The following is a 23,961-nucleotide window of genomic DNA, read 5'->3' on the forward strand; positions in this document are numbered from 1 at the left end:
CGGCCGCCGCGGGCCGCCCGGCTCCGACAGGCTGCACCGATTCGGTCATCTGCGCGCCGCTCCCCCGAATCGGCCCGGTCGGGGCGCGCCGGACCCGCCGGAGTGACAGCATCTCCTGCGGGACGCGCGCCCGACGACGGAGGAGACGGCTGACATGACCGAGGCAGTGGAACCGACACGGCGCCCGCCCGGCACCCCGTGCTGGGCGAGCCTGATGGTGCACGGCCTCGGGACCACCGAGGCGTTCTACGGCGACCTGTTCGGCTGGGAGTACGTGCCCGGCCCCGAGCCCTTCGGCCCGTACGTCCGCGCGCTGCTCGGCGGCCAGGAGGTGGCCGGGATCGGCGAGATGCCGCCGGACCGGCACCTGCCGGTGGCCTGGACGACGTACTTCGCGACGGACGACGCCGACGCCACGGCCGAGACGATCCGCTCCTGCGGCGGCACGGTCGCCGTCGGCCCCCTCGATGCGGGCAGCTCCGGGCGCGTGGCGATCTGCTCCGACCCGCTGGGGGCGATCTTCGGGCTCTGGCAGGCCGGTGACCACATCGGGACCCAGCTGTCGGGCGTGCCCGGGACGCCGGTCTGGAACGAACTGGTCACCCAGGACACCTCGACGGTCGGCAAGTTCTACGAGCACGTCTTCGGCCACGAGGCCCGTAGCCACGACGCGGCCGGCGCGGACTTCGACTACCTCACCCTCGTGCTGGACGACCGGCCGGTCGCCGCCGTGCACGGGGTCGGCCGTTCGCTCCCGCACGACCGGGGGCCGCACTGGATGACGTACTTCGAGGTCGCGGATGCCGACGCCGCCGCCGTACAGGTCCAGCTGCTCGGGGGACGCATCGTCCAGCCGCCCCGGGAGGCCCTCACGGGCCGGCTGGTCACGGTCACGGACCCGGAGGGCGCGGTCCTCACCCTGCTCCAGTCACGGCCGGGCGACGTCGTCTGAAACCCGTCCGACGCGGCCTGCCCGCACGGGGCGCCGGGCCGGGCGCCGCATGCACCGCCCCGGCGGCCGGCTCGGTTCCGCGCGCGCTGCTCAGGCGCGGCGTGCCGAGTCCCAGGAGTGCCACAGGCTCGCGTAGGCCCCGTCGGCCGCCAGGAGTTCGGCGTGGCTGCCGAGCTCGACGATCCGTCCGCCGTCCATGACCGCGATCCGGTCCGCGTCGCGTACGGCGTCCAGGCGGTGCACGATCGAGATGACCGTACGCCCCTCGATGAGCGCGGCGAGCGAGCGTTCGACCCGGCGCGACGCCGTGGAGTCCAGCAGCGCGGTGGCCTCGTCGAGGACCAGCGCGTACGGGTCCGACAGCAGCAGCCGGGCGAGGGCCAGTTGCTGGGCGTGCGAGGGGGCGACCGGGGCCGCGCCCGGCCCGATCCCGCTGTCCAGGCCGTCGGGCAGCGACCGCACCCAGTCCGCGAGGAGGACGGTCTCCAGCACCTCCCACAGTCCCGCGTCCGCCGTACGGTCCTCGGCACGGCCCCCGGCACCGTCGTGGGCCAGCAGCAGGTTCTCCCGTACCGTGCCGGTGAACACGTGCTGTTCCTGGGTGACGAGTACGATCTCCCGCCGCAGCTGCCCCACCGGCAGTGTGGTGACGTCGGCGCCGCCGATCCGCACGGTTCCCCGGGTGGGGTGGTGCACGCCCGCGAGCAGCTTGCCGAGGGTGGACTTGCCCGCGCCGGAGGCGCCGACGACCACCAGCCGCTCGCCGACGGCGATGTCGAGGTCGATGCCGGTGAGGACCTCGCGGCCCGGCCCGTAGCCGAAGCAGACCCCTTCGAGGCGGATGGCGTGCCCGTCGGTGGGGGCCGGTGGCCGCGGCTCCTCGCGGGGCAACCGCTCGACACCGAGGATCCGGCGCAGTGCAGCGTTGCCGATCTGGAGTTCATCGGTCCAGGTCAACAGGTCGTTCAGGGGCTCACCGAGGGCCTGGACGTAGAGCACGACGGCGGTCAGCTCTGCCAGCCCCACCTCGCCGCGCTGGTAGGCGAGTCCGCCGATGAGGAGGGTGAGCGCCATCGGGACCATCGTGGCCAGGTCCAGGCTCGGGAACCAGATGGTCTGCAGCCAGGTGGTGCGCTGGCGGGTGCGCACCACCCGGTCCACGGCCGTGCCGTGGCGCCGGAGCCGGCGCGGTCCGAGCCCGAGGGCCTCGACGGTGGCGGCGCCGCGCGTGGTCTCGTGGGTGACGGCCAGCACGTCGGCCTCCTGCGCGAGGAGCAGCTCGTACGCGCGGGTGGCGCGCGGCCGGTACCACCACGTGGAGAGGACCGCGAACGGTACGCCGGCCAGCAGGCCGAGGGCGAGCAGCGGTGAGGTGAGCAGGATGGCCGCGAAGGTGAACACGAGGGTGACGGCTGCCAGCGCGATGCGGGGGACGGCCTGCCGGATGCTCTCGTTCAGCCGGTCGGCGTCGGTGGTGGCGCGGCTGAGCAGGTCGCCCGTGCCGACCGCCTCCACCTCCGACAGGGGCAGGCCGAGTACCCGGTGGACGAAGTCCTCGCGGGTGCGGGCGAGGACGCGTTCGCCGAGCAGGGTGGCCTGGGTGCGGGCGGCACGGGCGAGGAGGGCGTGACCGACGAGGATGGCGACGAAGGCGAGGGCGAGCACGTCGACGTGGCCGGCGGTGGTGCCGTCCTTGACCGACTCGACCAGGTGTCCCAGCAGTCGGGGGCCGACCAGGCTCGCAGCCAGAGCGGCGGCGAACAGCCCGAAGGTCAGGGCCAGTCGGCGGGCCTCGCCGCGGAGGAAGAGGCCAATCCAGGCGCGGACCTCGGCCCCGTCGGCCAGCGGCAGCCGGCCGGCGGCGGACGGTCCGGCGGGTCCGGGGTCCGGTGGGGTGCCCGGGCCCGCCGCGGGGGCCTGGGTGGGGGCGGTGGTCATGAGGGCACTCCTGCGGAGCGGTCGGTGCTGCCGGGGACGGGCTCCGCGCCGAGGCGGACCACATGGTCGGCGGCGGCCCGCCACAGCGGGCTGTCACTGAAGACCACCGTGGTCCGGCCGGCGCGCAGGGCGGCGACCCTGTTGACGATGCGGGCCTCGGTGTGGGCGTCGACCGAGGCGGTGGGGTCCTCCAGGACCAGCACGTCGGGGGCCGCGGCCAGGGCGCGGGCGAGGACCAGCCGCTGGCGCTGACCGCCGGACAGGGCGCGGCCCCCCTCGTCCAGCCAGGCGTCCAGGCCGCCGGGCAGGGCGTCGACGACATCGGCCGCGTCGGCGGCGAACAGGGCCCGGTCCAGGGCTGCCTGGGACCGGGCGGAGCCGGTGGTGAGCTCCTCCCGCACGGTGCCGCTGAAGAGGATGTCGGCGGGTCCGGAACGCAGCAGCCGGTCGGACACCTCGCCGGGATCCGCCCGGTCCAGGGGTACGCCGCCGAGCCGGACGGCCGCGGTGCCGCCGCAGGCGCCGGGGCGGCTGAGGCGGTCGGCGAGGTCGCCGATGCGGTCGGCGGGGGCGGCGACCACGGTGAGGCGGCCCGCGGCGGCGGTGATGCCGGTGCCGGCGTCGGCCACGGCGAGGGCTCCGGCCGGCAGCGGTTCGGGGTGGGTGGGGCGGACGGTCTCCGGGGCCAGGCGCAGCAGGGTGCAGACGCGGCCGGCGGCGACCTTGGCGAGGCTGAGGGTCTCGGCGGCTTCGGTGGCCGTGCTGACGGGCAGGGTGAGGAAGGCCGAGGCGCCGTAGAACGCGACGAGTTCACCGGCGGTGATGGTGCCGTTCAGCGCGAGGCGGGCACCGAGCCAGACGATGCCGACGGTGACCAGTCCGGGCAGGAAGACCCCGGCGGCCTGGAGCCAGGCCTCCATCCGGCCGGCGGACTCACCGGCCCGGCGCACCTGCTGGCTGGTACGGCGGAAGCGCTCGGCGAAGACGGCCTCGCCGCCGATGCCGCGCAGGATGCGCAGCCCCGCCACGATGTCGCCGGCCTGGGACGTGGCGATGCCCATCTTCTCGCGCTGGGCCTCGTCGCGTTCCTGGAGGGGCCGCAGCAGGGGGCCGATGCCGAGGACGGCGGCGGGGACGCCGATGAGCACGGCCAGCCCGAGGACGGGCGAGGTGAGGGTGAGGGCCACGGCCACCAGTACGGCGGCGACGACCGCCCCGATGGTGCGGCCGACGACCTCGAAGGCGTTGCCGATGCTCTCCACGTCGGCCGTCGCGGAGGCCGCCACGTCCCCTGCACGGGCCTTGCCGCGCAGGGTGGCGCCGAGCCGCACGACCTGCCGCAGCAGCACGCGGTGTGTGACCGACAGGGCGTGGGCCTCGGCGCCGACGGCGGCCTGGATGAGGCCGGCGCCGGCGAGGGCCTGGACGAGGCCGAGGCCGAGGGCGAGCAGCGACCACAGGTAGAGCCCGGCCTGGCCGGTGGCCTGCCCGGCTTCGTCGACGGCCCGTCCGAGGACCAGTGGGATCAGCGCCAGCGGGACCATCCAGAGGGCGCCGAGGACGGCGGCGAGGACCAGCGGCCACGGGCGGATCCGTGCCAGCCACCACAGGTAGGCCCAGGGGCCGCGGGCGTCCGCCTCGGGTACGGCGGCGGGGGCGACCGAGGCGTCGAAGAGTCGGTTGGTCACAGGTACCGGTCCCGGGTCTTCGCGCGGTCGACCTTACCGGTGCGGGTGTGCACCAGCTCGGGCACGGCGACGACCCGGTCGGGGACGAGGGGGCCCGGGAGGATGGCCCGCAGCCGCTCGCGCAGGGCCGCGGCGGCGGTGTCGGCACCGGGCCCGCCGGGTCCGCCGGATCCGTGGGAGGCTCGGGACGCCTCGGACGCCGTGTTCGCGAGGACGACGAAGGCCACCAGGACCGTGTGTTCGCCCTTGGTGTGCGCCGCGGCGGCGACGGCCGTCACACCCGGGAGCCGGCCCAAGGCCCCCTCGACGTCCATCAGGTCCACGCGGTGCCCGCGGATCTTGACCTGGTGGTCGAGGCGGCCGTGGAAGACGAGCGCACCGTCGGCGCCCTCGGTGACGAGGTCCCCGGTGCGGTACCACCGGTCGGTGACTCCGCCGTGAGCCGTCTCGACGAACCGGTCGGCGGTGCGCTCCGGGTCGTCGGCGTACCCGGTGGCCAGCTGGGGTCCGGCCACGAGGAGTTCCCCGGGGCCGTGCGGCACGTCGGGCCTGGGCACCACGGCCTGCCGTACGGAGGGCAGCGGGCGGCCGATCGGCACCCCGTCCGGGAAGTCCGCCGGCGCGCCCGGGCCGGCGAGGACGGCGCTGTGGGTGACCAGCGCGGTTTCGGTGGACCCGTAGGTGTTGAGCAGGACGACGTGGTCGGCGCCGAGCCGCCGCCAGCGGTCCAGCATGTCGGGCCGGACGGCCTCGCCACCGATCACGACGGTCTCGACGGACCGGGGCAGGGCACGGCCGGTCTCCAGCAGATGGCCGGTGTAGAGGTGCCAGTAGTCGACGGGCAGGTTGACGAGGGTGACCTCGTGATCGGTCAGGACCCGGTCGAGGTCCGCCTCACTGTCCTCGTCGAGAACGACGAGCCCGCCCGAGAGCAGGACCGGCAGGGTCTCCTCCAGGCTGGTGTCGCCGTCCGCGCGGTGGAAGTTGAGAGCGACGGTGCCGGGTCCGACGCCGTACTGCCGGCGCAGGTGCGGCAGGACGGCCTGCAGCGCGCCGTGCGGGACGACGGCCGCCTTGGGCGCGCCGGTGGAGCCCGAGGTGAACAGGACGTAGGCGGGGTCCTGCGCCCGGACGGGTTGGCCGGCGTCGGGCAGAGGGGCGTGCGAGCGGCCCCAGTTGGGCCGCAGCACCCGGTCGACGGCGGGCAGCCGGCCGGTATCGGCGGTGGCGATCAGCTCCCGGCAACCGAGGGCGCGCAAGGCCGGGTCGGCGTGGCCGGCCGGTCCGTCGGCGACCGGGACGTAGCCCCGGCCGGCGGCGAGGACGCCGAGGATCGCCGCGATGTCGCGGACGCTGTGGTGCGTGTGGACGGCCACCACCGGTGGTGCGCCCGCCGGGGCTCGGGTGGCCACCAGGTCGGCCACCGCCCCTGCCCAGCGCGCCAGTTGGCCGTATCCGACGGTCACGCCGTTGTCGACGACGGCGGGCCGGTCCGGATCCGAGCGGGCGAGGGTGAAGAAGGGGTCCAGCACGCTGGGCAAGGTCATGGCAGGCGTCTTCCGGTCTGTCCGTGGGGCGTTCAGCGGGTGGGCGTCTCGGGAGCACCGGGTGCGTCGCACCCGGTGAGAGCGTGGAGGAGGGCGGTGAGGGCGGCCCGGTGGCGGGTGGCGAGCGCGCGCACGGTCGCCTCCTCGTGCAGGGCGGTGGAGTACCACCACTCGACGCGCAGCGTCCCGTCCTCGGTGGTCGCGATCACCTCGACCGGGTGCGGGCGCGTCCAGTGCGGAGCCGTGATGTCGCCGACCGGTTCCCGGGCCACGTCCGGCAGGAGGGTGCCCAGGGGCAGGGCGTCGGCGTCGCCGCCCTCGTAGTCGAACGAGACGTCGCTGGGCGGGGCAGCGCGCAGGACGGCGGCGATCCCCGGCCGGCCGTGCCGGGCGAGCGCGCCCTGGCCCACGCCGCCGCCGGGGAGGGCCGCGAGGTGGCCCACGGTTCGCGCGAGGCGTTCGGCCGGGGTGCCGGGGGTCAGGTCCAGGCGGACCGGGACCGTCGTGGTGAACCAGCCGGTGGTGCGGGCCAGATGCGTGCTCCCGACACTCTCCTCGCGGCCGTGGCGCAGTACGTCCACGCGGACCGCCGACTCGCCGAGCCGTTCGGCCAGCACCTCACCTAGGGCATGGAGGACGAGGTCGCCCGGGTGGGCCCGGTGGGCGCGGGCCGCCGCGTGGAGGCGGGGGGTGAGGTCGGCGGGGAACTCCTCGCGGTGGGTGGCCGCGGTGGCGGCGGTGTTCACGGCCCGCGGGTCGGCTACGGGGCGGTCCGGCGGCAGGGCGGCCCGGGTGCGGGCCACCTCCGTCCACCACTGGGCCTGCTCTTCCGCCTCGGGGGTGCGGGCGTGGGCCGCGAGGGCCTGTGCCCACTCCGGATAGGAGGTGCCCTCGGCCGGCCACACGTCGCGCCGGCCCTCCTCCAGCGCTGTGTACACCTCCTCCAGGTCTGCGAGCAGGACGGACCACGAGACCATGTCGACGGCGAGCTGATGGACGACGATCAGCAGCCGTCCGGGCCGGGACGGGCCGGCGTCGAAGCGGACGAAGCGGGCCACGCGGCCGGCATGCGGGTCCAGGGAGCGCTGCTCGACCGCGCAGCGCAGGGTGACAGCGGCCGACAGGTCCGCGTCGACGAGCTCCGAGACGTCGACGGTGTCGAGCACGGCGCCGAGCGCCGCACCGGGCGGGCCGTCGGTGGCCAGGGCCCACGTCTGCTGCCGGGGCCGCCGGGCCGGGCGCTCCTCGACGGCCAGGCGCAGCGATGCGTGGCCGGCGACCAGCCGCCGGACGGCCTCGGCGAACAGCTCGGGGTCGATTCCCGGCCGGGTGGTGAAGAGCATGGCCTGGTTCCAGTGGCCGCGCTCGCCCGTCTGCTCCTCCCAGGCCTGTTCCTGGGACGGGGTGAGGACGACCGGGCCGTGGGCGGTGCCGGGCGGTGCGGCCGCAGAGCCGTCGCCGCGCATGGCGGCCCGCTCGGCGACGAGCCCGGCGAGGCGGGCCGTGGTCAGCTCGGGGGCGAACAGCTCGCGCAGCTGCACCCGTACGCCGAAGGCCGCTTCGATGCGGCGGGCGGTGCGGATCAGGTCGAGGGAGTCCACGCCGAGATCGCGCAGCGGGGAAGCGGGGTCCGGATTCGGGGCGAGGACCGCTTCGGCGAGCCAGCCCACGAGCCGGGAGTGGATCTCCTCTTCGGACGGAACGGACAGGGCGGCCGGGGCGGCTCCCGGGGCCGCCCCGGCGGTCTCCGGTCGTACCGGGGCGGTCACGCGTCGGCCTCCCCGGGGTGTCCGGCGGAACGCCGTACCAGGAACGGGCCGAGGGCGAGGGCGTCGAGGGGCAGCCGGTGGAAGGTGGCGAGGGCGTCGCGGGGGCTGCACACGACCGGTTCGTCGCGGCCGTTGAAGGAGGTGTTCATGATGACGGCGGTACCGGTGTGCCGGCCGACCTCGCCGATGAGGCGGTGGTAGAGCGGGTCGACGGCGGCGGAGACGGTCTGCGGCCGGGTGGTGCGGTCGCTGTGCACGACGGCCGGCATGGCCGCGGCGCCGGCCTCGGTCACGGGAGTCGTGACGATCATGTACGGCAGCGGGGTGGCGGTGCCGATGAGGGCCTCGGCGGCCTCCTCCTGCATGCTGGGGGCGAACGGGCGCCACGCCTCGCGGTCCTTGATGCGTACGTTGACCCGGTCGCGGGTGGACTCGGGGTCGGGCACGGCGACCATGCTGCGGTGGCCCAGCGCGCGGGGTCCGCCCTCGGCGCGGCCCTGGAACCAGCCGGACACCCCGCCGGCGGCCAGCACCTCGGCGGTGGCGGCGGCGATGTCGGCGGGCTCCGTGTAGGCGGTGCCGGAGGCGTCCAGGACGTGGCGGATCGCGTCGGGGGACCACTGCGGGCCCCAGGCGACCGAGCCGTTCATGGGTGTGATCCGGTCGCCCTCCTGCGCGGCGACCCAGACCGCCGCACCGAGCGAGACTCCCTGGTCGCCGGCGAGCGGCTGGACGAAGAGGTCCCGGACCTCGGGCATCCGCATGATCTTGCCGTTGAGGGTGGCGTTGAAGCCCACGCCGCCGGCGATGAGGAGCGTGGTCTCACCGGTCTCCCGGAGGAGGCCGCGGACCAGGCCCATGACGGCCCGTTCAAGGGCTGCCTGTGCGGTGGCGGCGATGTCGCGGTACTCGAAGGGGTCCCGGTCGCTGACCTTGGTGTAGCGGCCGGCGCGCGGGTCGAAGCGGCGCACGCTGCGGTTGGGGGCGTCCGGGAGGGTCTTCTCCAGGTGCTCCAGCCAGTACCGGATGGTGGCCGTCTCCTCGTCCGTGCTGCCCGTGGACCGCAGGTCGGGTGGGACGACGCCGACGGTGAAGTCCTCGTCGGTGAAGCCGAGGGCGCCCCCGAAGGTGAGGTCGCCGGGGGTGCCGTAGGAGGCCAGGCCCATCATCTTGCCGGCGGCGTCGGCCCCGAGACCGGCGTACTCGCAGACTGCGGCGTAGAAGTAGCCCAGCGACCAGCCGGGGGTGTGCGCCCGCAGCGTCTTGATCTCGCCGTCGATGCCGACGGCGAGGGTGGTGCTCTCGTTCTCGCCCTGACCGTCCAGGACGAGGATCGCGCCGCGGTCGCGCCCGGAGAGGTGGTAGGCGCTGGCGGCGTGGGCGATGTGGTGTCCGACGAACGTCAGCCGGGGGTCGCGGGTGCGCGGGAACAGCGCCTTGGGCAGCAGGTGTTCCAGGGCGGCGGCGTCGCTGTCGAACCAGTCCAGGCCGCGGTCCGCGAAGAGGGCGGGAAGGTCCCACCCGTGGGCGACCACGTCGATGTCGTCCAGGGTGAGACCACCCTCCGCCAGGCAGGAGGCGGCCGCGTGGAGAGGTGCCTCCCCGTAGGCGTGCTTGTGACGGGTGAAACGTTCCTCCTCGGCCAGGGCGACGACGTCGCCGTCCACCACGAGGCAGGCTGCACCGTCGTGGCTGGCGCCGGGCCAGCCGTTGACTCCGAGCACACGCATGGTCAGTCCCCAAAGGTCGGTCGGGATCTTCCGGCTCCGCCTCGGGCCCGTGGGGGGCTCAGCGGCCGGTCACGCCAACGGATCTTGTCGGTCGGCCGGGTTGTACACGACCTGGGAGTTTGTGCGGAGATCCGCGGCAAAGATCGCCGACGCGGCTTTCAGCACCGCGTTGGCGTGCCGCAGTTGCTCGACCTCGCTGCGCAGCCGCCGCAGTTCCGCCCGCTCGTCGCCGGTCAGCGCGTCCGCGGCGGGGCGGCGCGCGGCGGCGGCGGCCGGCGCGGCGGGGCCGGGGGCGGCTGCCCGGCGGGGCCCGGCGGCACGGGGCCCGGCGGCACGGGGGCCGCCCGGCCGGGCCGCCGTTGCGGGGGCGCCGGAAACGGGGCGGCGGTCGGCGGTCGGCTGGGAGGGCACCCGCCGGGAGCCTCCCGGCTGTCCCCGGGCGGGTCTGTCGCGTCCTTCCAGTTCACTGCTGAGGCGGTACCAGCGGCGGGTCCACAGCTCGGGGTCGCCGCCGCACGCGGCCACGTAGGCGAGCGTCACCTTCAACGATGGTTTGTGCAGTCCGCGGGCCGCCTCCGAGAGGGTGGCCACGGAGTAGTGGGCACGTTTCGCCATGGTGCGGTACGAGGGGTTCCCGGCCTGCCTTCGTAGTCCGCGCAGCGCGTGGGCGAATTCTTCCAGCGGTCCGGCTGTGGGGTCCAATAACCGCTCTGGCCTGGGCATGCTTCTCCCCTGGGGATGGATGGTGTCGAGCGAAGCGCATGTTCCGTAGTGCCGTACAACCTGGGCAGTGGCGCACGGTCCGGCATGACGTCCGGACGTGGGGGCCCGGAGGCGGCGAGAAATCGCCGCACCGGACCTCTCGGACATTGGTACATGCCAGTGATATATCCATCAATCACCAGCCGAGGATTCCGGCCACTTGCGGTGCGGGAATGTCCGAATTAGGTTCACCTAACTTCACACGCCGGGCCCCCGCCGGGGCCCGTTCTCCGGTTGTTCCGGTTCCCGTCACGCCCACTCGGTGTGTACAAGGTCACTTCCGCCCGGCGCCCCGTACAACTCTCCGCCTTCGGCGCCGGATTGTATAGGGGCGCCAGCCTCCGGTGCCCCGTACAACCTGGCCTCGTGTACAACGCCGGCGCTCTGCAAGATCGGTTCCTGTCAGGCGATACGGCCGAAACCGACGGGAATGGGTGGCGGGTTGGTGGACACAGCACGCAGCCAGACGGAATCAGCAGCACTGGAGGGCGTCTACGCATACCGGAGCAGTCCGCTCGTGGAGCCGGACTGGCGACGCTTCCCCGGTTGGCGCGGAGTCACCGAGGCCGAATGGGCGGATCCGCAGTGGCAGCGCGCCCACTGCGTCAAGGACGCGAAGGGTCTGCGCGCGGTCGTCGGCGACCTGCTCGACGAGGGGTTCTACGAGGACTGGGAACAGGACCGGCTGCAGCGTGCCACCATGTCGGTGCTCCTGCCGCCCCAGATGGTCAACAGCATCGCCCCGGAGGCGGCAGCGGCCCGCCCGGGCGAGCTCACCAAGGCCTTCTACGACGACCCGGTACGCCGGTACATGCTGCCGGTGTTCTCCGACCGGCACTCGCACTGGCCCTCACACCCGATGGCCAGCCGGGACTCGCTGCACGAGCAGGACATGTGGGTGGTGGAGGGTCTCACCCACCGCTACCCGACCAAGGTGCTGGCGGAGCTGCTGTCGACCTGCCCCCAGTACTGCGGGCACTGCACCCGCATGGACCTGGTGGGCAACTCCACGCCCCAGGTCGCCAAGAACAGGCTCCGGCTCAAACCGGTCGACCGTGCCGAGCGCATCCTGGAGCACTTGCGCTCCTCCCCCGGCATCCGGGACGTGGTCGTCTCCGGCGGCGACCTGGCGAACATGCCCTGGCCGCGGCTCGAACGCTTCGTGGACGGGCTGCTGGACATCGACTCGATCCGCGACATCCGGCTCGCCAGCAAGGGCCTGATCGGACTGCCCCAGCACTGGAATTCGGGCCCGGTACTCCAGGGCGTCGAGCGCATCGCCCGCACGGCCCGGTCCCGCGGTGTGCGCATCGCGCTCCACACCCACGCCAACGCTGCGCAGCAGGTGACGCCCGGGGTGGCCCGGGCGGCCCGGGCCCTGCTGGACGCCGGTCTGCACGACGTACGCAACCAGGGCGTGCTGATGCGCGGGATCAACGACAGCGCCCACGACCTGCTCGACCTGTGCTTCGCGCTCGCCGACCATGCCGGCATCACTCCGTACTACTTCTACATGTGCGACATGATCCCGAACGCCGAGCACTGGCGGGTGCCGCTGCACCGCGCCCAGATGATCCAGCGTCAGATCATGGGCTATCTGCCGGGGTTCGCCACGCCGCGCATCGTGTGCGACGTACCGATGGCCGGCAAGCGGTGGGTGGACCAGGCCGACTCCTACGACCGCGAGCTCGGGGTGTCGCACTGGAGCAAGAGCTACCTCACCCCGCTGGAAGCGGCGGACCCGGACAACCACAGCGGCTCCTACCACTACTACGACCCGATCGACACGCTTCCGCTCTCCGGACAGCGCTGGTGGCGGGAAACCCGTCAAGGGTAGAGAAGGGACAGTTGCACAGTCATGAGCAGTCTTCGTCCACGGCGTGAAGACCCTCCGGTGCTGGAGGAGTGGTACCGCCGGCACCTCGGCCCGGACATCCACGACATCAGCTCCAGCGGGGTCCACCCGTACACCTTCGCCGAGATACGCGATCTGTGCCGGATCCGAGCCGCGGACCTCGACGGGATCGTCATGGACGACAGCGTCTCGCAGGGCGGGGCGGGCATCCGCCAGGCCATCGCCGACCGCTACGCCGGCGGCGATGCCGAGCGGGTGCTGGTCACCCACGGTTCCAGCGAGGCCATCGCGCTGACCCTGGGCACCCTGCTGCACCCGGGTGACCGGGTGGTCGTCCAGGAGGGCATCTACCACTCACTCGGCCACTACCCGCGGGCAGCGGGCTGCGACGTGGTCGAGCTGCCGGCGCAGGCGCTGCACGAGGGCGAGATCGACCCCGGTGTCCTGGCCGAGGTGATCGCTCCCGGCACCGCGGCCGTGATCGTCAACTTCCCGCACAACCCCACCGGAGTCACCCTGTCCCCGCAGGGCCTCAAGGCGCTGAGGGAGCGGACCGCGGTGACCGGCGCCGTGCTCGTCTGGGACGCCGCCACCGCCGAGATCGCGCACCGCTGGGAGGTGCTTCCCGACCCCGGCGCCGACGGGGGCGACACGGTGTCCTACGGCACCTTCTCCAAGACGTTCGGCCTGCCCGGTCTGCGGGTGGGCTGGGCCGTCGCACCGAAGGAGCTCATCACCGCCACCTTCCCGCTGCGTGACCGGACCACGCTGTTCCTCTCCCCGCTGGTCGAGCTGGTCGCCGAGCGGGCCATGCGCCACGCCGACGAGCTGATCGGGATACGGGCGGCCGAGGCGCGGCGCAACCTCGCCTACCTCACGGTATGGATGGCCGAGCACGAGGACCTGGTCCGCTGGACCCCGCCGGAGGGAGGTGTGTGCGCGCTGCCGGTCTTCCGTGAGCTGGAGCGGGCGGCGGCCGGACCGGAGGCGGTGGAACTCTTCTGCCTGGAGCTGCTCGCCCGCCACCGCACCCTGCTGGTGCCCGGTACGGCCTTCGGCATGCCGCACGGTGCGCGGCTCGGCTTCGGCGGCCCGGAGGAGGGATTCCGGGCCGGCCTCGCGGGGCTGTCCGAGTTCCTGCGGGCACGGGAGGCCGGGCGGTGACCGCCGTGAGCGGGCCCGAGGTGCCCGACGTGCTCGACCTCTGGGACCGGTCGGTCCGCGACCTGGCCACGGGGCCCGCGCTCGTGACCCCGGACCGGGTGCTGTCGTACCGGGAGGCGGACCGGCTCACCGACGCCTGGGCCGCCGATCTCGCGGAGCGCGGCGCCGGCCCGGGGGAGCTGGTGGGCCTGGCCTTCGGCGACCCTGCCCGCACCGTGCTCGGCATGCTCGCGGCGCTGAAGGCCGGCGCGGGGTTCACCGTCCTGGACGACCGGCTGCCCCCCGCTGCCCGCGCGGAACTGGTGCGCCGTACCGGTGCGGTGGTGTGGCTGGGCGACGGAAGCCACGCGCCCCGGGCGGCGTACGTACCGGCCGGCCCCGACCACGGCGGCGCTGTGGTCCGCGGCACGGACGGTAAGGGGCCGGCGCGTCCCGCCCAGCGGGCCGGCGGGTCCGACGTGGCGTACGTGCTGTTCACCTCCGGCTCCACCGGCCGCCCCAAGGGCACCGTCGTCGAGCGGGATGCACTGGGCCGGTTCGCGGCCGCGGTCGCCGCCCGGCTGGAGCTGACACCGCGCGACCGCTGGCTCCAGGTGGCCTCGCTCGGTTTCGACGTGCTGATCGAGGAGGTCTTCCCGGCCTTCGCCGCCGGCGCGGCCGTGGTCTGCCGGAAGGACACCCGGGCCCTGGACGCCGAGGAACTGCACGTCGCCATGGCCCGGACCCGGACCACTGTGGTCGAGCTGTCCACCCAGTACTGGCTGGAGTACGCCCGCTGGCTCGACGCCAGCGGCACGACCACTCCGGCGGCCCTGCGCACGGTGGTGGTGGGCGGCGAACGGATGGATCCGGGGCCCTACCGCGCGTGGCAGGCCCGGCAGCCCGCCGGCCTCGCCCACGTGTACGGGCTCACGGAATGCACCGTGAGCTCCACCTTCTACACCGGGCTGCTGCCCTCCGACGCCGAGGAGGTGCCGCTCGGCACACCCCTTCAGGGCGTCGACGTCACCATCCGGCGGGAAGGCCGCCCGGTGCCGGACGGCGAGAGCGGTGAGATCCACATCGGCGGTCCGCTGCTCGCCCGCGGTTTCCTCGACGACGAGGATGCCACCGCCCGCCGCTTCGTACCCGACCCGTACGCCGCCGAGCCCGGTGCACGCCTGTACGCCACGGGCGACCTCGGGCGGATCGACGCCGACGGGCAGCTGGTCTTCATCGGCCGGGTCGACGACCAGGTCAAGATCCGCGGACACCGCCTGGAGCCGGCCCGGGTGGAGCGCGCCCTGTGCGACGTCGCCGGCGTGGGCCAGAGCGTGGTCTTCCCCGATCCGGACACCGGCACCGTCCTGTGGGCGTTCGTCGTGCCGGCCGACCCGGCGGCAGCGCCGCTGCCCGGCGAGGCAGTGCGGCTGACGGGCGCCGACCGGGACGCCCTGGTGGCGCCGCTGGAGGCACAGCTTCCGGACTGGGCGGTGCCCCGGGTGCTGTACCGGGTCGCCGTCCTGCCGAAGAACCCGCACGGCAAGGTCGACAAGCGGCAGCTGGCCACCTGGGCGGCCGCTCCGGTCCAAGCCCCGGCCCAGGCCGGCTCGCCGGCCGACCGGACCCCGGGAGCACCGCTCTCCCAGGGCGTCGCCGAACCCTCCCGGGGGGAGCCCCTGGACAGCGTGCTGGTCCTCTTCCGCGAGGTCCTGGGCGCACCGTGGCTCGGCCCCGACGACGACTTCTTCGACCACGGCGGCCAGTCCCTGCTCGCCATGCGCCTGCTCGCGCGGCTGCGCGAGTCCCACCCCGCCGCAGCCGGCCTGCGGGCGAGCGCCCTCTTCACCTCCCCGACCCCCCGGCTGCTCGCCGGAGCGCTCGGCGAGCGTGCGACCGGCCGGCCCTGACCACCGCACCACCGACGGGGTGCCACCCAGCTCCGGTCCCGTGCACTTGCGTCACCCGAGGGCCCGCAGACCCGGCTCCGGCCGCCCGCGGGCAGCAACCATCCCCGACCACTCAGCGAGAGTTGGCATGTCGAACCTCACCGACCAGTCCGCACCCAGCTACACCCTGACGGCCGACGAGGCCTCCGCCATCGCGGAGCTGAGCCTCGAACTGGCCGTCTCCTACCCCTCCTTCGGCGATCCCGTACTGCTGCGCGACCTGCCGCGGCTCGCGGCCCGCCTCCCCGAGGGCGTGCAGGACTTCCTGCGCGAGTTCAAGCTGGCCGACCGCCACGGCCACACGGTGATCCGCGGGCACGACTTCGACCAGCAGCGCATCGGCCCCACCCCCGACCACTGGCGGGGCCGCAGCCGGCCCGGCCCGGAATTCCCCGAGGAGCTGCTGCTGATGCTGTACTCGGCGCTGCTCGGCGAGCCCTTCGGATGGGCCACGCAGCAGGACGGCCACCTCGTGCACGACATCTTCCCGATCCGCCAGCACGAGCACGACCAGCTCGGGATGGGCAGCAAGGAGTTGCTGACCTGGCACACCGAGGACGCCTTCCACCCGTACCGCAGCGACTACCTGATCCTGGGCGCGCTGCGCAACCCCGACCACGTGCCCACGACGGTCGGCGACCTGGACCTGTCCTCGCTGTCCGCCGAGGACATCGACGTCCTCTTCGAGCCGCGCTTCCACATCGCACCCGACGAGTCGCACCTGCCGAAGAACAACACGCTCGCGTCCGAGGAGGAGGCGGCCCGGTTCGCCACCATCCAGCGGATGATCGACGAACGGCCGCTCGGCCCGCTGCTCTACGGCTCGCGCCTGGACCCGTACATGCGGCTGGACCCGTACTTCACCTCCGTGCCGGAGGACGACACCGACGCCCGGCGCGCCTACGACGCGCTGTTCAAGGTGGTGGACGCCGGGATGCGGGAGGTGGTCGCGGACGAGGGCGACGTGCTGTTCATCGACAACCACCGCGCGGTGCACGGCCGGCTGCCGTTCCAGGCCCGCTACGACGGCACCGACCGCTGGCTCAAGCGGGTCTGCGTGACGGCCGACCTGCGCCGCTCCCGCGAGATGCGGGCCACGGCCCAGACGCGGCTGCTGGGCTGACGCGCCGGTGTCCCTCACCCTGACCGACCTGTCCCGGGACCCGTGGCTGCTGCCCGACGTGGACGCCCTGATCGGCGCCAACATGCCCGCGTTCATGAGCTGGGAGTCCCCCGGGAACTGGCGCTGGCACGGCATGTACGACCGCTACGCCGCCCACCAGCTGTGCCTGGTGGACGGGGCCGGGCGCCTGGTCGCGGCGGCCAACGGGCTGCCGGTCCGCTGGGACGGCAGCGCCTCCTCGCTGCCGTCCGGCAGTGACGAGGTCCTGGTGGAGGCCGTCGACCACGGCCCGCCGGACCAGCCGGACGCCGTGTGCATGCTGTCGGTGTCCGTGGATCCCGGGCACCGGGCGGCCGGCCACGCCGAGCGGCTGCTCACCGAGGTGCGGCGGCGGGCCGCCGGGACGGCCCCCCGAGGGGTGATCATCCCGGTCCGGCCCACCCGCAAGGCGCGTTACCCGCTGATCCCGATCGGCGAGTACGCAGCCTGGCTCCGGCCCGACGGGCGCTGCTTCGACCCCTGGCTGCGCACCCATCTGGAGCTGGGCGCCCGGCAACTCGGCGTCGCCGAGCGGTCCTTGGTGATCCGCCAGCCGGTGGCCCGCTGGGAGGAGTTCCTGGGGCACGCGCTGCCGGGCCCCGGCGACCACCCCCTGCCCGGGGCCCTGGTACCGCTGCGCGTCTCCGAGGACGGCTACGGCACGTACGCCGAGCCCAACGTGTGGGTCCACCACCCTGCCGGGCGCGATACGCCGTAGCCGGGGCCGCCTCCCCGACCCGCCCCCGTGTCATTCCCTTCTTCGACGAACCCTGGAGAGAACCATGCCTCCCGTACGCCTCGCCATCATCGGGTGCGGCGCCGCAGCACGCGGCTGTCACCTGCCGGCCCTGCCCCCGCTCAAGGGGGACGTGCAGCTGACCGCGCTCATCGACCGTGACCCGCCCAAGGCCGAGGCCGCCCTCGCCCTGTACCGGGAGCTGGGCGGCACCGACGCCGACCAGGTGGTGCTCGCCACGGACCCTGCCGAAGCCGCCGACGCGTTCGACGCCGCCGTGGTGGTCGCGCCGCACACCCTGCACGCGCCGATCGTGCGGGCGCTCCTGGCTGCCGGCAAGCACGTCCTGCTGGAGAAGCCGATGACCACCTCCGTCGAGGACGCCAGGGACCTGGCCGCCACCGCCGCGGCCGAGGGCGCGCCGGTGCTGGCGATGGCCCACCCGCGGCGGCTCTTCCCCGCCTACGCCTGGGTCAAGCGGCTCATCGACGGCGGAGACCTCGGCGAGGTGGTGAGCATCGACTGGTCGGAGGGCCACCCCTACGCCCATGAGCCGGTCTCCTGGTCGATGTTCGACCGGCGGCTCGCCGGCGGCGGCGTGCTCACGGACACCGCCTCCCACGTCTTCGACACCCTGCTGTGGTGGCTCGGTCCGGACGCGGAGGTGGTCCACTACGAGGACGACTCCCTCGGCGGGGTGGAGAGCGACGCCTCGGCCCACCTGCGCTTCGGCGCCACCGATGTGCACTGCGACTTCAGCCGGCTGCGCGGGCTCGGCACGGGCTGCACGATCACCGGCACCCGGGCGACCGCCACCATCGGCACCGACTTCCCTGCCGGGGAGTGCACCCTGGTCACCGCGGACGGGGTGGAACTGCACCGCGGCGACGTGGAGGCCGTCGCCCCGGCCCAGGGCGAGTGGGAACTGCTCTTCACCGAGCAGCTCGGCAACTTCGCCGCCGCCGTACGCGGTGCGGCGCCGGCCCACTCCACCCCGCAGGACGGCGTACGCGTCGTCGAGCTGATCCAGGAGTGCTACGGCGGCCCCGCCCACCGGCGCTCCGCCCAGCCGTGGACCACGCGCGGCAGCGAGGGCCTGCCCGGCCCGGGCCTCACGCTCACCGGCCGCACCGTGGCGGTCACCGGCGCGAGCGGGTTCATCGGCGGCAGGATCGTCGAGCGTCTGGTCCTGGGCACCGGAGCGCAGGTCCGGCCCGTGGTCCGCGGCTTCGGACGGGCCGCGCGGCTGTCCGTCCTGCCGCAGGACCGGCTGGGGTTCCGCCAGGGCGACCTGCTGGACCCCGCCTCGCTGCCCGCGGCGTTCGAGGGCTGCGACACCGTCGTCCACTGCGCGTTCGGCAGCACCGGTGACGAGGCCGGCCGCTGGGCGGCCTCCGTCGACGGCACCGCGGCCGTCCTGGCCGCGGCGCGCGCCGCCGGCGTCCGCCGCGTGGTGCACCTGAGCACCGTCGACGTCTACGACCCGGCCGTCACCGGCGCCCTGACCGAGGACTCCCCCGCCCGCCCGGCCGACCCCGCCGACCGGGAGTACGAGCAGCAGAAGCTCGCCGCCGAGCAGCTGGTCCTGGAGGCCCACGGTGACGGCCTGGAAACGGTCGTCCTCCAGCCGGGTGTCGTCTACGGCCCGTGGGGCGGCCAGTGGACCACCGCCCAACTGCGGCGCGCGGCAACCGATTTCACGCAGCTTCCGGCGGGCGCCGAGGGCGGTGTGTGCAACGCCGTGTACGTCGACGACCTGGCCGACGCCGTCCTCCTGGCCGTCGGAACCGCGGCCGCCGCCGGCGAGCGGTTCCTCGTCGGCCATGCCGAGGAAGTTCGCTGGGGCACCTTCTTCGACGCGTTCCGCACGCTTCGCGGCCTGGGCGGTCCTTCGGCGCTGCCCGCCGGGGAGCCGGTCGCGGACTGGGAGCTGGAGCTGTACCGATCGACCGCCCGCGCCGACTACGGCAAGGCCCGCCGCATCCTGGGCTTCACGGCACGCACCCCGTTCGCCGAGGGAGCCGCCCTGACCGGGCAGTGGGCCCGCTGGGCCGGGGAACTGCCGGGGGCCGGCGCATGACGGGGGTCACCGACGTCCTGGTCGTGGCGCCGCACCCCGACGACGACGTCATCGGCTGCGGCGGGTCCATCGCCAAGCACGTGCGCGACGGCGCACGGGTGACGGTGGTCATCGTCATCGGCCGCGAACGCAGCGCGCTCGACGACTCGGTCAGCGACGCCGAGTTCGCCGCCGAGACGGAGGGCGCCGCGAAGGCCCTGGGCGTGCACCGCTGCATCCGCCTGGAGGAACCCTCGCGGGACTTCGTCCTCGACCGCCGGGTCCATCTGGACCTCGTCCGGGTCCTGCGGGAGGTGCGTCCGCAGGTGGTGTACCTGCCGCACGACAACGACGACGATGTCGAGCACCGCATGGTGCACCAGCTCACCCTCGAAGCGCTGTGGATGGCCCAGTCGGAGTTCTTCCAGGAGACGGGCGGCCGGCCGATGCCCGCACCCCGGCTGGTGCTCGGCTACGAGGTGTGGGCGCCCATGGCGCGCTTCCAGTACGCCGAGGCCATCGACGGGCAGATCGAGACCAAGGTCGAGGCGATGCGGGCGTACGCCTCCCAGCTGCGGCACGCCGCATGGGACGAGGGCATCCGCGGCCTGGCCCGCTACCGCGGCGCGGTCTCGGCCGGCTCCGGGTACGCGGAGGTGTTCCAGGTGCTGAGCCTGGGTTCCCTGCCCTCCTCCGGCGGGGCGGGCGGCGGCCATGACTGACCGCCTCCTGGTCTGCGGGCTCGGCTCGGGCATGGACCGGTCCCTGTCCGAACTGCGCTCGCCCCGGCGGGAACTGGTGGTGGTGACGGACCACCCGACGGACCGGGCGCAGGCGGCTGCGGACGTCCTGCTCGTGTGCGACCCGAACGACGCCGTGGCGGTCCTCGCGGAGCTGTCGGCGGCCGGCATCGACCGGATCGACGGGGTGTTCTCCCTCGGCGCGGACAACCCGCCGGTGATCAGCACGATCGCGCAGCGCTTCGGCTGCCCGGGCCTGCCGCTGGAGACGGCCCTCGACTGCACGCTCAAGGACCGGCGCCTGAGGATCCTGCGTGCGGCCGGGCTGGACCTGCCCCGCTTCGCCACCGCCGAGAGCGTCGGCGAGGCGGTGCGGGCGGTCGCCGACGTCGGCCTGCCGGCGGTCGTCAAGCCCAGCGACCAGACGGGGTCGCTGGGGGTGCTGAAGGCGGAGTCGGCCGGGCAGGTACGGGCGCTGGCGGAGGAAGCGCTGCGGCTGAGCCCGGGCGGGCGGATCGTGGTGGAGGAGTTCCTGGAGGGCACCGAGCACACCCTGGCGGCCTTCATGGTCGACGGTGAGCTGCACCGCTTCGGGTTCGCCGACCGGGAGTACGGGCGCAAGGAGGAGTTCGCCCCCCACTTCTTCGAGGGCGGCGACACTCTTCCCAGCCGGTTGACCGCCGAGCAGATCGAGGAGGTCACCGACACGGTGCGGCGCGGGGCGCGCGCCCTCCGCCTGGACCCGGCGGTGATCAACACCGACATCCTGCGCACACACGACGGCCGGGTGGTCCTCCTGGAGATCACCTGCCGGCTGACCGGTGCCCGGATCGCCACCGAGGTGATGCGGCTGGCGACCGGGGTGGACCCGCTGCCCAACGTGGTCCGGCTGGCCCTGGGCCGCCCCCTGGAGCCGGCCGAACTGGTGCCCCGGCACAGCCGCGCCGCGGTCCAGCGGTTCGTCCCGGCGGACGGCGGCGTCGTCGAGTGGGTCGGCGACCCGCGGGACGTGTCCCGCCGGGCCGGGGTGCACGACGTGTTCTGGGGCCTCGACCTGAAGCCCGGCACCGTGGTGCCGCCCTACCGCGGCGGCGCCGACGTACTGGCCGGGGTGATCGCCCACGCCGCGCAGCCGGCGGAGGCCGAGGCCATCGCCGAGCGCACCCTGCGCGCCCTGCCCTTGCGCTTCAAGGCCGGGTCTCCATGACAGAGCCCGTTCAGCGGGCACCCGTACGCGCACGAGCCTGACGAGGGAGAACAGAGATGGCCACCGACCCGGTGGACGAGGCGGCGGTCGACAAGGGCATCGCCCGGACCAGCGTGATCATCGCCCTGCGTGACGACCTGCGGATCGCCGACTGCATCGCTTCGATCGACGAGGACGTCGAGATCGTCCTCGCGCTCAACGGACCGAGTGACGCGGTGCTGGCACTGATCGCCGAGCACCCCCGCCCGCTGACCGTCACCGAGATCGAGGACGTCGGCAACCTGGGCGCCGCCTACAACGCGGGGGCCGCCGCCACCGACCGGCAGTACCTGCTGCTGATGGACTCCGACTGCACCTTCGCCCCCGGGGTGGTCCGCGCCATGGTCCGCGCGGTGCTCACCGATCCGGTGGTCAAAGGGCAGGTGGTGTACGGGGAGTCGGACGGGCTCCTCAGCAAGCTCACCGCACGGGTCCGCGAGTTCGACGAGGGGGACTACGTCAGCGCGCTGTCCCCGCCGCTGATCTACAACCGCGACATAGTCGACCACATCGGCGGCTACCACTTCGACGAGCTGATCCACTGGTGCGAGGACCGCGAGTTCGACTTCCGGCTCCAGCTGGCGGGCATCCCCGTGGTGCACCTGCCCGAGGCGCGCATCTTCCACGACGCCCAGCACGGCTTCGCCAACATGCGCAGCTACTTCCGCTACGGCGTCGGCGAGGGCATCGGCCAGGAGACCGGGGTGTTCACCACTCCGGCGGTGCCGGTGGCGTGGCGGTTGTTCGAGGCGTCGCGGACGCTGGTGCACTGCGCCCGCGACAAGGGGCCGGGCGCGGCGGCCTACTACGCGCTGCTGAAAGCGGCCTTCCACACGGGCACCGCCCACCACCTGCTCAACGACCCGTACGGGGTGCGCGATCGCTACCCCGCCTCGGCGAAACGGGCGCGGATGGTGCGGTCCATCCCGCAGCACAGCACCAAGCTGACCGGCGCCCAGCTGCGACGGCTGCGGCGGGCGCACTGGGAAGCGGGCCGGCGGATCGAGAAGGTGGCCGACCTGTCGGTCTTCCACCCGGACGCCGCCGACCCGGGTACGGCGTCAGCCGCCGGGTAGGCACGGCAGCAGCAGGCGTGAGGGATGGTCGCCGCCGTGGTGGACGGTGTGGTGGGCGAGGACCCGCGGATGGACGTCGAAGCGCGGCGCGTTGCTGGCCGCGATCTCCAGCCGGATCCGGTGGCCGGCGCCGAACCGGTGACCGACCGCACCCAGCGCGACGGTGACCTCGACCGGCTCGTCGGGGGCGGATGCCGCGTCCGCCCCCGGCTCCAGGCGGCGCACGCCGTCGCACAGCAGCTCGGCCCGGCCGCCTGGGTGCACGTCGACGAGCTTGCCGGTCACGTCGGCGCCCGCCGCGTCCGGGGTCACGTACACCGTCAGGACGGTGTCGCCGACGACGGTCAGCGGCTCCGCGAGCGGCTCGCTCGTGAAGCACAGCACGTCGGCGCGCCGTTCGACCTCCCGCTGGTCCATCGGACCGCAGTCGCCGCCGGTGAACTGGCCGGGGAGGGCGGTGGCGCCCCCGGCCGTGGGCACGGGGTCGGCCGGGTCGTGGCGGAGCCGGTCCCAGCCGGGGGCCTCCGGAGCGGGGCCGGGCGTCAGGCCGCGGCCGTGCAGGTGCAGGACGAGGTCCCGGGCGCCGGGGACGGGCCAGTCGGGGAAGGCGCGCCATGCGTCGGCGCCGGTGACGAACAGCCGTACCGGTTCGGGTTGCGGACCGCCGACCCGCCGCCGCAGGTGGCGGTCGAAATGATCCAGATGGAGACCGGTGACATCGATGCTGCGTTCGTCGGCCGCCAGCCCGTAACGACGCTGTGGGAATATCCCGCCGGTGACGCAGTGGGACCACGGACCGACCACCAAGTGCGACGGAGTTCCACATTCCCGAATTCCCCGGTAATTCTCCAGGGCGCCGGCGAGGAAAATGTCGTACCAGCCGGTGAGGTGGAGCACCGGGACGCCGATCGACGGATACGACTCCCGGGGGGCGGCGCGCCGCCAGTACGGGTGGCCGCCCGGGTGGGCGCGCCACTGCCGGTAGTAGGGGGCCAGCCGGTCCAGCAGGTCCGCGGCGGCCTCCGGGTCCCGGTAGAGCTCGTCGATCCGGTCGACGGCACGGGCCACCTCGTCCAGGTCGGCCCCGGTCAGTCCGGCCCCCTCCAGCAGCAGGTCGTAGAGCACCCAGTACAGGACGAAGCCCCACTGGAAGGCGCCGCCCTGGCGGGTCCAGCCCTCATCGAAGCCGGATCCGGCCACGTGCGGGACGATCGCACCCAGGCCGGGCGGGCGCTCGGCCGCGGCGAGCAGTGCGGCCATCGCCTCGTAGGAGCGGCCGAACAGGCCGGCCGATCCGTCGCACCAGGGCTGCTCCACCGCCCAGGCGACGGTGTCCGCGCCGTCCGCCGCCTCGTGCCAGTACGGGTCGAAGGTGCCGCCGGAGCCGAACCGGCCGCGTACGTCCTGCACCAGCAGGGCGTAACCGGAGCGCACCAGGCGCAGGCCGTCGACGGAGGCCCCGCCCGGACTGCCGGATTTCCCGTAGGGCGTCCGGCGCACCAGCACCGGCACCGGGCCGCCTGAATCGGGACGGTAGAGGTCGGCACTCAATAAGGTGCCGTCACGCACCGGTATTTTCAGATCGTGTTCCACAACAATACGCACCCGC

17 protein-coding genes are annotated in these 23,961 nt (G+C 74.0%); 10 read left to right on the forward strand and 7 right to left on the reverse strand.

What is annotated here, in order from left to right:
• The first annotated feature begins 154 nt into the window (after positions 1-154).
• Complete coding sequence (locus tag AC0666_RS17365; RefSeq protein WP_468585212.1) at positions 155-952, forward strand: VOC family protein; 798 nt, start codon at positions 155-157, stop codon at positions 950-952.
• Positions 953-1,042: 90 nt separating this feature from the next.
• On the opposite strand, the gene AC0666_RS17370 is transcribed toward AC0666_RS17365, so the two are convergent.
• The 6 genes from AC0666_RS17370 to AC0666_RS17395 all read right to left on the reverse strand — a co-directional run bounded on the left by AC0666_RS17370 (position 1,043) and on the right by AC0666_RS17395 (position 10,347).
• A complete protein-coding gene (locus AC0666_RS17370) occupies positions 1,043-2,890 on the reverse strand; it encodes an ABC transporter ATP-binding protein (protein ID WP_468971268.1) in 1,848 nt (615 codons plus the stop codon).
• Entirely contained in the window at positions 2,887-4,578 is a 1,692-nt protein-coding gene (locus tag AC0666_RS17375) for an ABC transporter transmembrane domain-containing protein (RefSeq protein ID WP_478707874.1), read from the reverse strand. Before AC0666_RS17375 ends, AC0666_RS17370 begins: the two co-directional genes overlap by 4 nt.
• On the reverse strand, positions 4,575-6,125 hold the full coding sequence (locus AC0666_RS17380) for an AMP-binding protein (RefSeq protein ID WP_478707875.1): 1,551 nt from the start codon (positions 6,123-6,125) through the stop codon (positions 4,575-4,577). The genes AC0666_RS17375 and AC0666_RS17380 overlap by 4 nt, the downstream gene beginning before the upstream one ends.
• Before the next feature lie 32 nt (positions 6,126-6,157).
• Positions 6,158-7,894: a condensation domain-containing protein gene (locus tag AC0666_RS17385; protein WP_478707876.1), complete on the reverse strand. Its 1,737-nt coding sequence runs from the start codon at positions 7,892-7,894 to the stop codon at positions 6,158-6,160.
• Entirely contained in the window at positions 7,891-9,624 is a 1,734-nt protein-coding gene (locus AC0666_RS17390) for a carbamoyltransferase family protein (RefSeq protein ID WP_468971275.1), read from the reverse strand. The genes AC0666_RS17385 and AC0666_RS17390 overlap by 4 nt, the downstream gene beginning before the upstream one ends.
• Positions 9,625-9,693: 69 nt before the next feature.
• Positions 9,694-10,347 (reverse strand): helix-turn-helix domain-containing protein, encoded by a 654-nt coding sequence (locus AC0666_RS17395; RefSeq protein WP_478707877.1) that lies wholly within the window; start codon positions 10,345-10,347, stop codon positions 9,694-9,696.
• Between the two features lie 484 nt (positions 10,348-10,831).
• Between AC0666_RS17395 and AC0666_RS17400 the strand changes: the two genes are divergently transcribed.
• From AC0666_RS17400 to AC0666_RS17440, 9 genes are all read left to right on the forward strand, one after another.
• Positions 10,832-12,223 carry a KamA family radical SAM protein gene (locus tag AC0666_RS17400; protein WP_468971279.1) on the forward strand — a complete coding sequence of 464 codons (1,392 nt, stop codon included), beginning with the start codon at positions 10,832-10,834 and terminating at the stop codon, positions 12,221-12,223.
• A gap of 21 nt (positions 12,224-12,244) precedes the next feature.
• Complete coding sequence (vioD, locus tag AC0666_RS17405; RefSeq protein WP_468971281.1) at positions 12,245-13,405, forward strand: capreomycidine synthase; 1,161 nt, start codon at positions 12,245-12,247, stop codon at positions 13,403-13,405.
• Positions 13,402-15,294, forward strand: coding sequence for an amino acid adenylation domain-containing protein (locus AC0666_RS17410; RefSeq protein WP_478707878.1), 1,893 nt, complete (start codon positions 13,402-13,404; stop codon positions 15,292-15,294). Before vioD ends, AC0666_RS17410 begins: the two co-directional genes overlap by 4 nt.
• Positions 15,295-15,421: 127 nt before the next feature.
• Positions 15,422-16,456, forward strand: a complete 1,035-nt coding sequence (vioC, locus tag AC0666_RS17415) for an arginine beta-hydroxylase, Fe(II)/alpha-ketoglutarate-dependent (RefSeq protein WP_468971285.1) — start codon at positions 15,422-15,424, stop codon at positions 16,454-16,456.
• Between the two features lie 7 nt (positions 16,457-16,463).
• Positions 16,464-17,213: a hypothetical protein gene (locus tag AC0666_RS17420; protein WP_478707879.1), complete on the forward strand. Its 750-nt coding sequence runs from the start codon at positions 16,464-16,466 to the stop codon at positions 17,211-17,213.
• Positions 17,214-17,277: 64 nt separating this feature from the next.
• Positions 17,278-19,311, forward strand: coding sequence for an NAD-dependent epimerase/dehydratase family protein (locus AC0666_RS17425; protein ID WP_478707880.1), 2,034 nt, complete (start codon positions 17,278-17,280; stop codon positions 19,309-19,311).
• Positions 19,308-20,012 (forward strand): PIG-L deacetylase family protein, encoded by a 705-nt coding sequence (locus AC0666_RS17430; protein ID WP_468971291.1) that lies wholly within the window; start codon positions 19,308-19,310, stop codon positions 20,010-20,012. The genes AC0666_RS17425 and AC0666_RS17430 overlap by 4 nt, the downstream gene beginning before the upstream one ends.
• Complete coding sequence (locus AC0666_RS17435; protein ID WP_478707881.1) at positions 20,005-21,237, forward strand: ATP-grasp domain-containing protein; 1,233 nt, start codon at positions 20,005-20,007, stop codon at positions 21,235-21,237. The genes AC0666_RS17430 and AC0666_RS17435 overlap by 8 nt, the downstream gene beginning before the upstream one ends.
• 56 nt (positions 21,238-21,293) lie before the next feature.
• Positions 21,294-22,352 carry a glycosyltransferase family 2 protein gene (locus AC0666_RS17440; protein ID WP_478707882.1) on the forward strand — a complete coding sequence of 353 codons (1,059 nt, stop codon included), beginning with the start codon at positions 21,294-21,296 and terminating at the stop codon, positions 22,350-22,352.
• On the opposite strand, the gene AC0666_RS17445 is transcribed toward AC0666_RS17440, so the two are convergent.
• Complete coding sequence (locus tag AC0666_RS17445; protein ID WP_478707883.1) at positions 22,338-23,921, reverse strand: CocE/NonD family hydrolase; 1,584 nt, start codon at positions 23,919-23,921, stop codon at positions 22,338-22,340. The genes AC0666_RS17440 and AC0666_RS17445 overlap by 15 nt on opposite strands.
• Positions 23,922-23,961: the final 40 nt, after the last annotated feature.

The organism is Streptomyces sp. NPDC043680, from assembly GCF_056436685.1.